The sequence below is a fragment of the Saccharopolyspora shandongensis genome (assembly GCF_900106995.1).
GTDB classification, from domain to species: domain Bacteria; phylum Actinomycetota; class Actinomycetes; order Mycobacteriales; family Pseudonocardiaceae; genus Saccharopolyspora; species Saccharopolyspora shandongensis.
This window is the reverse complement of sequence record NZ_FNOK01000010.1, coordinates 115,114-128,058: the sequence shown is the minus strand read 5'-3', so window position 1 is coordinate 128,058 and position 12,945 is coordinate 115,114. Positions and strand designations below refer to the sequence as shown.

Below are 12,945 nucleotides of genomic sequence, written 5' to 3'. Positions count from 1 at the left end.
CCAGAGATCAGCGGCTTCGTTCTCGCGGCACCAACCCGGGGCCGTCCTCGGCGAGCCGGAAGCTCGACGCGGGCTTCAGCAGAGCCCAGCTGCGGTCGTCGCCCCAGACCGAGTGCGGATTCACGTATGGGCGCAACAGCGCCGTGAGCTCTGGGGTGCCCCGGTTGTTGAGTTCGTCCGACGCGATCTTCCGCGCCACGCCCGCGAGGAAGTCGGCGACCTGAACCCGCGGGTCCGAGAGCGAATCGACGAGGGCCAGGTCGGCCAAGCTGCCGGTCGGCACGTAACCGAGCAGCGTCGGGTCCGGGTGACCGAAGATCTCCTTGATCTGCGCGATGCGCTCCCCGGACAGCGAATTCTGCTGATCATGCACCACGCGGACGGTGCTGCCGCCGCCGCTCCAGTGGTCGATGGCCTCAACGATGGCCGGCACCAGGGGATCGGCCACCGGGATCCGCCGCGGATCGTCAAGGAAGTGCGCACGGAGAGCATCCGCCTGCGGCCGGGCCTGGACGAGCCGCGCCAGAGTCTCCTCGACGCGCTCCGGCGCCCCGGCCAGGCGCAGTGCCCCGACCGAGTGGAAGAACGCGTCGACCAGGACTCGCACGTCACCACGACTCTTGACCCGCATCAGGTTGTTGGCCGACACCAGGAATTTGCCCCACTGCTCGCGGCTGAACGCGCGCCGGCCATCTCGATACAGGGTGACCGCCGTGGCCTTCGCTTGCCGGTCCTGGTGCAGCCCGATGCTCGCCGGGTGACCCACCCGCTCGACGAGCAGGTCCAGGACCTTGCCGACGACGAAGAACGCCTTGTCGATCAGCTGCACCTTCGCGGTGCCCCGCAGCGGGCCCGACGGCCCGAACAGCCATTCGAGGGCCGGGCGGCTTTTCTCCCGGAGTATGTGGTTCGCCTTGTATTCCGTCGCCGGCGAACCAATTCTGCCGCGCAGTTCCCGGATGCAGTCCTCGGCGGCTTCGCCGCTCAACTGCACGCTGGCGTGCGCGAACACATCGGTCGTCGTGCCGATGAGCTTGTCTCCCTCGTAACCGGATTCGTCGCAGGCGATCTCGAGGATTCGACCCGACGATGCGCATTCGGCCGACATGAGAGGTTCGCGATCACGCGTCATGGCCGCCCACCACCGGGAGATCCTCGTCCGCCATCTTGCCCCCTGCTCTGCTGCAGATCGGATGTACGTAACCGAGACCCTATCTCTCCGACGCTCCTTGTTCACCCGTGTTCCGATCCGAGGTGCCACAATTCGCGCATTTCCGGCGATCACGAACTCGAGTTCTCGCGGGTCGCGAGTGGACCGGCTCCATTCGGAGCAATCTCGGTTCCCACAGCCTATTCGCACGCCGAGAAGTCCGATACCCGAGGTGGTACCGGCGATGAGCGGAGGGAAATCGCGCGCCTCAACGAGTGGACGATCGACCCCGGGATACGGGATTATCAAGTGATGTGGTTCGGCCCGGACGGTCTACCGTTCAACAACCGCTACTGCAGCGGCACGCCGATCGAGGACGACGTGATCGCCCTGCGCCGCAAGGTCTTCGTGGAGCGCACGCCGCGGAAACCGCGGCAGGCCGGGGATCTGACGCTGGTTGACGACATCGCGCGAGCGCCCGACCGCGAGGTGCTGATGGCGATGGGTGAGCTGGTTCGGCTGGCGGATTGCTCGCCGATCGTCGCACCGTCATGATCACAAATCGAATTTCCGCCCCAGACCTGAGTGGAGCTCACAGCATGTCCGACTTAGCCAACGTCCCAGCCTTCACCGTGATCTCCGGCGCTCAGGTGCAGGATGCCTTGGAAGGGCGACAGAAGCAGGTCGTGGACATCGTCGAGGCGGCCTACCGGCTGCACGGCGCGGCCCGGACGGTCAACCCGCCGTCGTACTTCCTGCGCTTCCCCGACCGCCCGACGTCGCGCATCATCGCGCTGCCCGCCTCGCTCGGCGGTGACTCGGCGGTCGACGGGATCAAGTGGATCTCCAGCTTCCCGGAGAACGTGGCGGCCGGGATCCCCCGTGCCTCAGCGGTGCTGGTGCTCAACGACCACGACACCGGATACCCGTTCGCCTGCCTGGAAAGCTCGGTCATCAGTGCCACCCGCACCGCGGCGTCGGCGGCGCTGGCCGCCGACCACCTCAGCCGGGACCGGGGCCGCCCGCGGCGGGTCGGCTTCATCGGCGTCGGCCTGATCGCCCGCTACATCCACAGCTACCTGCGGGCGACGGACTGGACGTTCGACGAGATCGGCGTGCACGACCTGTCCGCCGAGCACGCCGCGGGCTTCAAGTCCTACCTGGAGCGCACCGAGGACGGCACGCGGATCACCGTGCACGACAGCGCCGAAGACCTGATCAGGTCCGCCGACCTCGTGGTCTTCGCGACCGTCGCGGGCACCCCGCACGTGCACGACCCGGCCTGGTTCGAGCACAACCCGCTGGTGCTGCACGTGTCCCTGCGCGACCTTTCGCCGGAGATCATCCTGTCCTCGGCGAACGTCGTCGACGACGTCGAGCACTGCCTGAAGGCCGACACCTCGCCGCACCTCGCCGAGCAGCGGACCGGCAACCGGGACTTCCTGGACGGCACGATCAACGACGTGCTCGCCGGCGAGCTCAAGGTGCCGACGGACCGGCCAGTGGTGTTCTCCCCGTTCGGGCTCGGCGTGCTCGACCTGGCGGTGGGCAAGTACATCTACGACGAGGTCACGACCCACGGGAAGCCGACGGTGATCCCGGACTTCTTCTCCGAACTCCGCCGCTACGGCTGACAGGCGGTGGCCGGTTCGCGCTGACCCGCAAGCAGGTTCGTTTCGGACAAGACGGAGACAGTCCCGGTGCCCATCATCTCGCAGCCGCACGAATTCAACGAGGACGACCTGTACGTCGACCTCCGGCCCACCATCGGGATTCCGCTGTACCTGAAGTGCGAGGGGTTCAACTTCGCCGGGTCCATCAAGCTGAAGGCGGCCGAGTCGATGGTGGCCGCGGCGGAGCGGTCCGGGGCGCTGCGCCCGGACTCGATCCTGGTGGAGTCGTCGTCGGGCAATCTCGGGGTGGCGTTGAGCGTGCTCGCCGCGAGCAAGGGCTACCAGTTCGTGTGCGTCACCGACTCGCGGTGCAACCTGGCCGCCAAGCAGCTGATGGAGACCCTCGGCTCCCAGGTGCACACCGTCACGGAACTGGAACCCGAGGGCGGGTACCTGGCCGCCCGCATCGCCCACGTGCGCGAGCTCTGCGAGGACGACGACCGGTACGTGTGGCTGAACCAGTACGCGAACCCGGACAACTGGTCGGCGCACTACCGGACCACCGCGCCGTCGATCGACCACGCCTTTCCCGAGCTGGACGTGCTGTTCGTCGGCGCGGGCACCACGGGCACGCTGATGGGCTGCGCCCGGTACTTCAAGCGGTTCCGGCCGGACGTGCGGATCGTGGCCGTCGACGCGGTCGGTTCGGTCACCTTCGGCGGGCCCCCGGCGCCCCGGATGATTCCCGGCCTCGGCACCGGAGTCCGGCCGGACCTGCTCGACGAGTCCTTCGTGGACGACGTGGTGCTGGTCGAGGAGACCGACACGGTGCGCGCCTGCCACCGGCTGGCCGCCCGGGGCTTCCTCTTCGGCGGCTCCACCGGCACCGTCATCAGCGGCGCCACCCAGTGGTTGGCGGCAAACGAGCTCGGGCCCGACGTCACGGCGGTGACCATCGCGCCCGACCTCGGTGAGCGCTACCTCGACTCGCTGTACCAGCCAAGCTGGGTGAAGCGGGTCTACCGGACCGACGCACTCGACCTCACCGACGAAATGGCAGCCCACGGCTAGAATTCCGGGCGGGTCCGTCAGCCACGCACCCGAGCCGGTGTGCTCGATCGCACCACCATGACCGGCATTATCGGCCAGCTTCCCGTTCCGGAGTGGGAACGTCCTCGACGCGCAGGGGATGCGCGAGCACGGAGTGCTGGAGGTATCCGAGTTCGTTGTACGCGGAAGCAGCCGGTTGCGTGTCGCCGTGGTCATCGATGGCCCGTACCCGAAGGGTGTGTTCGCCGGGCTGCGGAGTCCAGGCGAACTGCCAGCGCACCCACGCGCCGGGCACCTCGGGGCCCTCCAGCCGCGCGAGCTGCCAGGGACCGTCATCGAGGCGGTACTCAACCGTGGCGATCGCGTTCTCCCCGGCGAACGCACGCCCCCGGATCATCTGCGGTACCGCCCGCAACCGTGCCGGCCACGGCAGCTCCACCAGCACAGCGACCGGAACGGTCGTGATCACCGGTCCCCGCGCGGGCTCCTCACCGGAGAAGCCGGAGCCGATCAACACGTAGTCCTCGGTGTTCCACGGCGAGTAGAGGCGTTGTTCGGAGACTTCGATGCGGGAGAGCCATTTGACGCTGGCCGCCCCGAGCCACCCAGTCACCACCACACGGGCGGGAAAGCCGTGATCAGCCGGGAGAGGCTCGCCGTTCATCGCCAACGCGACCACAGTGTCGTCGGATGTCGCCTTGGCCAACGGCAACGGTCGCCGGAACCGGACGTCGTCCAACGACTCGGGCATGACCTCCCGCGCGCCCGACGTGACACCGGCCGACTCCAGCAGATCCCGAAGCCGGACACCAGTCCACTCCGCGGTGCCGATCGCACCGCGACCCCACGGAGTACCCTCGAACGTGCGGCCGTGCTCCTCACCGAGAAGCACCCGCCGGTTACCCGCACACTCGATCGTGCGGATCACGGAAACCAACGGAAACCGCTCGCACAACTCGGCATAATTGAAACTGACCGGTCGACGTACGCCACTGCCCTCGATACGAAGTGCCCAGCTCGCCGCGTCCACTCGAGGAGTCGGCGCGTGGCTGCGGATGTAGAACCGATCGTTGGGCACGAGAAAACCCGGTATCCGGTCCGGCCGGGTACCGAAGTCCACCCCCGTGCCGGTGTCCTCCATCAGTTCCGGCGGTGTCGGTTTGACGACCTTGCGGTCGGCCGGCGGAGCGGCTGGCACCGCGGCCCGCTCACCGGCCATGTACCGGCGTCCCATCACGTCACCTCCTGACTGCTGGGCGGTTCGTTGCAGCAGGAAGAGGGTGCTTCGGCCGCATCCAGCATGGAACCTGCCGAATCGTTTTGCAAACGATGGGCCCCCTACTGCCGATGTTCACGCCGCGCGCAAGACGCGACTCCGAGTTGGCCGGTGGCAGCCCCACGAGCCACACCAAACCATCCTGCAGGAAAAGCTCAACACTCCACAATGGACGACGTCGCTGGGCTTCCCATGCCGCCACCGGCCGGAACTTGGTCACGGTTGCAGTTAGCAGGAATTCGGCCAGTGCGGCCAGCCAGGCGGATGCATGGCCGCTGGCGGCGATGGCAGGGGAACACATGAGCGGAATCGTTGGTGCATCGCAGGAAACCGCGCCTGAAGCAAGGACGAAGCCAGTGGACGTCGTTACAGCCGAACCACGATCGGTAGCGAATGCGGTGCCCCGACTGACGGCAACAACAGTCCTGGCAGGCGCGTTCGCCGTCGGCAGGATCTCCGGCGGCGCGTTCACTCCAGCTGTGTCGCGCGGCGCCGCGGTCGGCGGCCTGTTCGGGTGGTCGACGCCGTGGGTCCACATCGTCGTGCAAGTCGTCGCCGGCGCCGCCGCAGGACTCACAGTCCTCGCGCTCAACCCGGATGACAAGCGATCCGGCCGTGGAACGCCACTTCGGCCCCATCAGCCACACAGCACTGCTCTACGTCCTATCGACCAGAGGAGACACATCAAGTCGCTGCAGCGAACCGTTCCGGTCGGCGTGCGTGCGGGAACAAGAGCTGGTCTGCTGGTGCCGGAAGCCGTCAGTGACCGTGCTCAGGAGAGATCCAGATGAGCCCCTATCGAGTCGCACAGGTCGCCGCAGCCGGCGGACCATTCGAGATCGTCGAGCGTGAGGCAGCACATCCAGGACCCGGCCACGTACACATTGCCATCGAGGCGTGCGGAGTCTGCCACAGCGACTCCTACTTCATCGACGCCGCATTTCCGGGTGTCCGGTTTCCGCTGGTCCCTGGCCATGAGATCGCCGGACGCATCGAGCAGCTCGGCGAAGGAGTGCACAGCTGGTGGCAGGTGGGCGATCGGGTGGCGGTGGGCTGGTTCGGAGGCAGCTGCCACCACTGCACACCCTGCAGGCAGGGCGACTTCATCGTGTGCGACAACCTGAAAGTCCCTGGATGGGCCTACGACGGCGGTTTCGCCGAGGCGGTCATCGCACCGGTCGACTCCCTTGCCCGCATCCCCGAACCGCTAGCAGCCACCGATGCGGCGCCCATGGCCTGCGCAGGAGTAACGACGTACAACGGGCTGCGACGCAGCTCTGCACGGCCGGGCGACTTGGTAGCCGTACTCGGCATCGGCGGTCTGGGCCACCTGGCAGTGAGGTACGCGGTCGCCATGGGCTTCGAAACCGTGGCGATCGCCCGGGGAGTCGGGAAGGCGGACCTCGCCAAGCAACTCGGCGCACACCACTACATCGACAGCACGGCCGACACCCCCGTCGCAGACGCGCTGCAGGCCCTCGGCGGCGCCAAGGTTGTGCTGGCCACCGCCGCCAACGCCGATGCCATCACAGCGACCGTGGACGGGCTGTCCCACCGCGGCGAGCTGGTCGTCATCGGCGCAGCGCCTGAACCACTGGGCATCAGCCCGAACCAGCTGCTCATGCGCGGCAAGATCGTCCGTGGCCACCCGGCCGGCACCGCACAGGACGTACAGGACACCCTGACCTTCAGCGCCCTGCACGGCATCCGGCCGATGATCGAGACCCTCCCGCTGGACCAGGCCAACGAGGCGTACCAAAAGATGCTCTCCGGTGCCGCGCGGTTCCGCATGGTCCTCACCACCGGCTGACATGGCGCGATCAATCAAACCCGCGAACGAACCATGATTACGAGGCGCAAGGACCTCCTGCTCATGACTCGAATATCCGCATGCCCGCACCTGGGCAGGACAGACCGACGAACCCCGCTGCTCGGACGTGCCGGACCGTGCGTGACGATCGTCCACTGTGGCCGATCAGCGCAGCGGGTCGAACGGTCGGAGTTCTGGAGGGGTCGTGCCGGTCACGATGCGTTCGGCGAGCAGCTTGCCGCTGATCGGCCCCAACGTCACTCCCCACATTCCGTGGCCTCCTGCGACGAAGATGCCAGGTGCTCCAGTCGCTCCGAGCAGCGGAAGCCCGTTCGGGGTCATCGGCCGCGGGCCGACCCACACGTCCTGCGCATCCGACCAGTCCACACCGGACAGCAGTGGCTTCACCGAGCGGACGATCGCATCGACGCGGCCGGGCTGCAGCGGATCGTCCGGGCCGCGGAACTCCATCGTGCCCGCGATGCGCAGCCGGCCTCGGTACGGGGTGCACGCGACCTTCGCGGCCGGAAAGTAGACCGGCGTCTCGGCCGGTTCGTCCGTCGGGACGCTGAACGAGTAGCCGCGACCGGCCTGCACCTGGGTGCGCACACCGAGCTTCCTGGCCAGTTCCGGGAGCCACGAGCCGGTCGCGACGACCACCGCGTCGCCGACTTCCGGGGCGCCGGTGAACGTTTCCACCGCGATACCGCCCGGACCGTGCCGCATCGCCCGTACTCGTGCGCCTGCGACGATGCGTCCGCCGCGGTCGCGGACCGATTCGGCGAGGGCCTGCACGAAGGGGCCAGGCTCCAGATAACGCTGACCGTGGAGTTCCAGGACCTCGACGATCCGTTCGGACAGCTGGGGAATCGTCGGGTTCGCCGGCTGCCAACGGACGTCCAAGCCGGCGCGGCTGACCTGTTCGAGCTCGTGGCGCAGCGCGGCGCTGTGGGCCGGATCCGCGAACCCGACCAGGATGGGGCCGCTGTGGGTGCTGGCCCGCACACCACCGGTGGTCAGCTCGTCGAAGGTCTGCAACGCCAGTCGGTTCACCGGCACCAATGCCGCCATCGAACGTTGCCAAGCCCGGGGCGTGCAGCGGGCGGCGAAACGAGCGAGGAACGCCAGCACCGCCGGGTCCGGACGCAGCGGAACGTGCAACGCGGCGTTCGGATCCCCCAGCGATCGCAGCGCCGACACCAGCACGCTGGGCTCGCCCAGCGGGGTGGCGAGGCTCGGGGTCAGCCAACCCGCGTTGCCCCACGAGGCGCCCGCGGCGACGCCGCTGCGGTCCAGCACCACGACCTCCACGCCGCGTTCCTGCAGGAACCATGCGGTGGAAAGGCCCACCACGCCGGCACCGACCACCACGACTCGACGAGGCGCGGGTACGCGCGAATACACCTGTCACCCTCCTTGAACGCGCAGTTGCAAGCCCACCGCGAGACGGGCATCCGGATTGCTCAGGTCCAGGCCGCTGACCTCGGTGATCCGCCGCAGCCGGTAGCGCAGGGTGTTGGGGTGCACGTGCATCGCCTGCGCGGTCCTCGCCACATCACCGAACGCATCGAGGTAGGCGGAGAGGGTCGCGACGAGCTGGCTGTGGTGGTCGGCGTCGTAGGCGGTCAGGGCCTGGACCGGTCCATCGCGCAGTTCCTCGTCGTCGACCGCCAGATCCCGCAGCCTCGCCAGGAACAGCCGCTCCCAGACCTCGTCGACCCGCGCGGTCCGCCGGTCACCGCTGCGCAGCACGTCCAGCACCGCATCCGCGTCCGCGCGAGAACGCGGCACCTCCCTCGGCGACCACGCGACGCGCCCCATCCCGACGACCGCTCCAGCGTCGCGGCGAGTCGCGAAACCTTGCAACAAGCCCAATGCGTTCCTGGACTCGGCATCCGGATCCGCCGTCGTCAGCGGCAAGATCGCGTAGGCGGTGCCCAGTGCCGACGCCGTCGCGACCTTGGATTGCCGCACCGCGAGGTGCAAGCTCAGCAGCTCGCACAAGCGCTCTGCCGCCAGCTCGCGCTCGGCGCCGTCCTCGTGCCGGTCGGACGGCTCGGCGGCCACGACGCACAGCGGGACCTCCGCCAGCTCCAGCCGCCGCGCCGCCAGCTCCGCGCCGCTACCGCCGGTCAGCACGCATCGGACCAGCTCCGATCGACGCCACTTCCCCGCGTTCTCGGCCGCGCGTTGTTGCAGCAAGTGCAATGCCGCCGTCTTCGCGGCAGCGACGAAGGCACGCTCCTCGTCCGCGGTGAACGGCCGACGCACCGCCGCCCACATCGCGCCCAGGATTTCCTCGCCGGCGCGCACCGCCACCGCCACGCGGGGAAGCACATCCGCATCGCCCAAGTCGACCCACACCGGCTCGCTGGTGCGGTAGAGCCGCTCGAAAACCCTGTTGTCGGCCAGCCTTCGCTGCCATTCCGGTGGCACCTGCCGGGCGAGCACGGTCGCCGCCCTCGGTGCGTCGGCGGCGGCCTGATCCGCTGAGAAGGCCACCACCCGCGCCGAGCGGTCCTCGATGGTCACCGGCGTGTCGAGCGCCGCTCCGACCGCGTTGGCCAGGGCGAACAGTTCGCCGATGTGGTTGCCGGTCAGCTTCGCCTGCCGCTCGTCGAGCTCACCGTCCAGCAGAACAGTGCGCACCAGCAACAAGATCTGGGTCCAGGACGCAGCGTTGCTCGCGCTCAGCAGCGCCACTCCGGAGGATCGGACGGCTTCGCGCAGCGGTTCGTCGACGTCCAGCGGTCCGCGGACCACCAGGGCCGCCGCGGCATGCCGCCCCAGCTGCAGCAGCAGATCTCCTGGATCTGCCACCCCGACGCCGAGCACCAGGGCACCGGCCGGTGGTTGCAGGTGCTCGTCGGGGTCGTGCACGGCGACGGTGGTGACCTCCGACGGCGGCGGATCCGGGCATACCGCGACGTCGAGCACGGTGCTGCCGAGATCTTCCAGAATGCGGGCCAAGCTGGCCCCCGGCCGAGCGTTCATCCGTAGATACTGCCTCACCAGCGGGCCCACCTCGACTCCGTCGACGAGCGGTTCCGCGGCTGGGCACATGACCACAGCCTCGCCGATCCGCCGCCGGGGCGCTTCGTGCGATCACCAGAGCGGGGGCCGCCCGGTTTCGTCCGACCCGACGAAGCCAACCCGGCCGGCTCGACACAACAATCAGCGAACGCCGACCTGCCGTGGAGGAAAGATGGATTCCACCGCGACCAACACGACCGAGCAACCGGCCGTGACCTCGTCCCACATTCGCCGCACCGCCACCGTCACCATCGCGCTGCTCATGGGCGTGTGGGTCATCGACTACGTCGACCGGGTCATGATGGCGGTCGCACTGCCGTTCATCGGGGCGGAGTTCGACCTCAGCAAGACCTCGCAGGGCTGGCTGATCACCGCCTTCTCCTTGGTGTACCTGGTCTGCCAGATCCCCGGCGGCGTCCTCGCCGACCGGTTCGGGGCGCGACGGCTGCTGGTCATCTCGCTGCTGCTGTGGTCGGTTTTCACCGCTCTCACCGGAGCCATGTGGGGCTTCGTCTCCCTGCTGGTGGTCCGTGCCCTCTTCGGGGTGGGCCAAGGGCTGTTCCCCGGCGCGTCGTTCAAGGCGATCGCCGAGCGCACGCCCCCAAGCCACCGGGCCACTGCGGCCGGCGCCATGCTGGCCTCCAACAACCTGGGCGCCGGGTTGGCCCCGCTGATCGCCGCGCCAGTTGTGTTCGCGCTCGGCTGGCGGCACACGTTCTGGGTCACCGCGCTGGTGGGCGTGGTGATCGGCATCCTGCTGTGGGCGATGCTGCCGAAGCCGCTGCCCACCCGGCTGACCGAGGTTCCGCTGCCGAACCGGACAACCGTGTCCCTGCGCCACGTCCTGCGGTCCGCGGCGGTGTGGAAGTTCGCCGCCTTGTTCTGCGCGACGAACATGCTCAGCTACGGGATGATCACCTGGGTTCCGAGCTACCTGCTGGAGGAACGCGGCATTTCGCTGCTGGACACCGGCGTGCTCGCCGCGATCCCGCTGCTGGTGATGTGCGTGTGCACGTTCCTCGGCGGCTGGCTGTTCGACCGGTTCTTCACCGAGCGGGCGCGCTGGTTCGTCATCCCGGTGCTGCTGGCCGCCGCCGCGACGCTGGCCTTGATGCTCAACGCCGACACCGCCGGTGAGTTCACGCTTTACCAGACGATCGCGATGGGCATCGCCGGACTCGCCTACATGAGCATTCTCGGCATGCCGGTGCGAGCGCTGCCGCCGGCCGTGGTCGGGTCTGGTATGGGTGTGGTCAACGCCGGCGGACAACTCGCCGGGGTGATCGCGCCGGTGGCGATGGGCTGGCTGGTAGACCACTTCTCCTACACCGCGGCGTTCGGTTTCCTGATCGGCAGCACGGTGCTCGGCGCCCTGCTCGCCCTGATCGTGCCGAAGCGCCAGGCCGATTTTCAGATCCGCGCTGGAAGGAGCAACGCATGACCGAGTACGACCTGGTGCTTCGCGGCGGGCGGGTGATCGACCCCGAAACCGGGCTGGACGCGGTCCGCGACGTCGGGATCTCCGGCGGCGCGGTCCGGGAGATCAGCTCCGACCCGTTGGCCGGGAAGTCCGTGGTGGACGTCGCCGGGCACGTCGTCAGCCCCGGTTTCATCGACCTGCACAGCCACAGCCCCGACATCGCCACGCAACGCCTGCAGGCCATGGACGGCGTGACAACCGCGCTCGAACTGGAAGCCGGGGTGTACCCGGTGGCACCGGCCTACCGCCAAGCAGCACTTGAGGGGCGCCCGATCAACTACGGGTTCTCCACGTCGTGGGCGGTGGCGCGGATGCACGTCGTGCTCGGCATCAAACCCACCGGCACGCTCGACGACTTCTTCGCCAACATCGGGCGAGAACCCTGGCAACGGCCCGCATCACCAGCCGATGTGCAGCGAGTTCTAGACGTGCTGGAGACCGATCTGGCCGACGGCGCGCTGGGCATCGGCATCCTCGTCGGCTACGCACCCTGGATCGACCCGTCCGAATACCTCGCCGTCGCCGGACTCGCCGCCAGAGCCGGGCTCCCGACGTACACGCACGCACGCGAGTTGGTCGAGATGGACCCGCAGACCCCGATCGACGGCGCGGAGGAGATCGTGCGGGCCGCGGCGGAAACCGGCGCGCACATGCACTACTGCCACGTCAACAGCACCTCGCTGCGACAGGTGGACCGCGTGCTGGGGCTGGTGGAGAAGGTGCGTTCGGAAGGCTCCCGGGTCACGACCGAGGCCTACCCGTACGGCGCAGGCATGACCGGCATCGGCGCGGCGTTCCTCGCGCCGGAGCTGCTGCACCGACGAGGACTGACACCCCACTCCATCGGCTATCTGGCCACCGGCGAGCGAATCCCGGACGAGGCGACGCTGCGGAAGGTGCGCGAGCAGGACCCGGGTGGCGCGGCGTTCGTGCACTTCTTCGACGAAAACGATCCGGCGGACCTCGCCTACCTGAAGCGGGCGCTCACCTTCACCGACGCGGCGGTCGCCAGCGACGCGGCACCGCTGCTCTGGCGGTCCTCGCCCCGCGATCCGCTGCAGTGGCCGCTGGCGCCCGACGTGGTCACACATCCCCGCACAGCCGGCACTTTCGCCCGCAGCTTGCGACTCCTGGTCCGCGAATCCGGCGAGTTGAGCCTTCCGGAGGCGGTGCGCCGCTGCAGCCTGGTGCCGGCCGACGTGCTCGGCTCCGCGGTGCCCGCGATGCGGCGCAAGGGCCGGATCCAACCGGGCAGCGACGCCGACATCGTCGTCTTCGACCCGGAAGCGGTGACCGACGAGTCGACCTACGCCGACACCACGCGGCCGTCCAGCGGGTTCCACCACGTGCTGGTCTCGGGAACATTCGTCGTGCGCGACGGCGAGCTGTGCACCGACGCCCTGCCAGGCAAACCGGTCCGACACTGATCGGGGCCATCGAGCCCGCATCATCCAGGTCGTGATCTGCCGATTTTGGCTGCGTACCAACCGATCTCGTTGAACAAGCTGGAGTCCCGACCTTCTCGTCGAGGTC

Annotated in this window: 10 protein-coding genes; 6 read left to right on the top strand and 4 right to left on the bottom strand. The window is 68.6% G+C overall.

What is annotated here, in order from left to right; genetic code table 11:
• Positions 1-7: 7 nt before the first annotated feature.
• The gene (locus BLW84_RS13435; RefSeq protein WP_218157311.1) at positions 8-1,285 is read right to left on the bottom strand and encodes a hypothetical protein; all 1,278 of its coding nucleotides are present in this window, start codon (positions 1,283-1,285) and stop codon (positions 8-10) included.
• A 177-nt stretch (positions 1,286-1,462) separates the two neighbouring features.
• Here BLW84_RS13435 and BLW84_RS13430 point away from each other — a divergent pair, with 177 nt between their 5' ends.
• The 3 genes from BLW84_RS13430 to sbnA all read left to right on the top strand — a co-directional run bounded on the left by BLW84_RS13430 (position 1,463) and on the right by sbnA (position 3,834).
• Positions 1,463-1,705, top strand: coding sequence for a hypothetical protein (locus BLW84_RS13430; RefSeq protein WP_093265411.1), 243 nt, complete (start codon positions 1,463-1,465; stop codon positions 1,703-1,705).
• 44 nt (positions 1,706-1,749) lie between these two features.
• On the top strand, positions 1,750-2,784 hold the full coding sequence (gene sbnB / locus BLW84_RS13425; RefSeq protein WP_093265409.1) for a 2,3-diaminopropionate biosynthesis protein SbnB: 1,035 nt from the start codon (positions 1,750-1,752) through the stop codon (positions 2,782-2,784).
• Positions 2,785-2,850: 66 nt separating this feature from the next.
• Complete coding sequence (sbnA, locus tag BLW84_RS13420) at positions 2,851-3,834, top strand: 2,3-diaminopropionate biosynthesis protein SbnA (protein WP_093265408.1); 984 nt, start codon at positions 2,851-2,853, stop codon at positions 3,832-3,834.
• 67 nt (positions 3,835-3,901) lie between these two features.
• On the opposite strand, the gene BLW84_RS13415 is transcribed toward sbnA, so the two are convergent.
• Positions 3,902-5,047 carry a sulfite oxidase gene (locus BLW84_RS13415; protein WP_093265406.1) on the bottom strand — a complete coding sequence of 382 codons (1,146 nt, stop codon included), beginning with the start codon at positions 5,045-5,047 and terminating at the stop codon, positions 3,902-3,904.
• 829 nt (positions 5,048-5,876) lie between these two features.
• Between BLW84_RS13415 and BLW84_RS13405 the strand changes: the two genes are divergently transcribed.
• Complete coding sequence (locus BLW84_RS13405) at positions 5,877-6,899, top strand: alcohol dehydrogenase (protein ID WP_093265405.1); 1,023 nt, start codon at positions 5,877-5,879, stop codon at positions 6,897-6,899.
• Positions 6,900-7,064: 165 nt separating this feature from the next.
• On the opposite strand, the gene BLW84_RS13400 is transcribed toward BLW84_RS13405, so the two are convergent.
• On the bottom strand, positions 7,065-8,303 hold the full coding sequence (locus BLW84_RS13400; protein ID WP_093265403.1) for an NAD(P)/FAD-dependent oxidoreductase: 1,239 nt from the start codon (positions 8,301-8,303) through the stop codon (positions 7,065-7,067).
• Between the two features lie 3 nt (positions 8,304-8,306).
• Positions 8,307-9,893: a PucR family transcriptional regulator gene (locus BLW84_RS13395; RefSeq protein ID WP_143060937.1), complete on the bottom strand. Its 1,587-nt coding sequence runs from the start codon at positions 9,891-9,893 to the stop codon at positions 8,307-8,309.
• A 211-nt stretch (positions 9,894-10,104) separates the two neighbouring features.
• Between BLW84_RS13395 and BLW84_RS13390 the strand changes: the two genes are divergently transcribed.
• A complete protein-coding gene (locus BLW84_RS13390) occupies positions 10,105-11,373 on the top strand; it encodes an MFS transporter (RefSeq protein WP_093265400.1) in 1,269 nt (422 codons plus the stop codon).
• Complete coding sequence (locus tag BLW84_RS13385; protein ID WP_093265398.1) at positions 11,370-12,839, top strand: amidohydrolase family protein; 1,470 nt, start codon at positions 11,370-11,372, stop codon at positions 12,837-12,839. Before BLW84_RS13390 ends, BLW84_RS13385 begins: the two co-directional genes overlap by 4 nt.
• The last annotated feature ends 106 nt before the right edge of the window (positions 12,840-12,945 follow it).